The following is a 359-nucleotide window of genomic DNA, read 5'->3' as shown; positions in this document are numbered from 1 at the left end:
GCAAACATGCTCTCGTATCTGATGTTTAACCGCTTCCAGATGTCAACACCAGCATACAGGGAGGCAAAGAACCGTCTGTCGGATATGGACTGGAACACTTCTGTGCAGAACCTTCTGAACTGGGCCGACAAAGGTGCCATGCAGCTGAACAAGCTGATACCTGCTCTCAAGAAGATTGCCCTTCAGGACGGTGCCAACGTGAATGTGGACGAGACATGGCTCCGCTATCACGCCTACAATAAGAAACGAAAGACCTATATGTGGTGTCTGGTAAACAGAAAGGCCCGTATAGTCATCTTCTTTTATGAGGATACAACGGATGATGAAGGTGTACAGAAACATGGAGGCAGGAACAGAAA

The 359-nt window shown here is 47.9% G+C and carries 1 protein-coding gene; it reads left to right on the top strand.

Features of this window, described 5'->3' with window-relative positions; all coding sequences use genetic code 11:
* On the top strand, positions 1 to 359 hold a 359-nt coding region (locus tag H6A27_RS14685), incomplete at both ends, for an IS66 family transposase (RefSeq protein WP_204509218.1).

This window comes from Bacteroides caecigallinarum, assembly GCF_016902295.1.
In the GTDB taxonomy this organism is placed as follows: domain Bacteria; phylum Bacteroidota; class Bacteroidia; order Bacteroidales; family Bacteroidaceae; genus Phocaeicola; species Phocaeicola caecigallinarum_A.
Note: the sequence above shows the minus strand (reverse complement) of the source record. Positions and strands in the feature narration are given on the sequence as shown.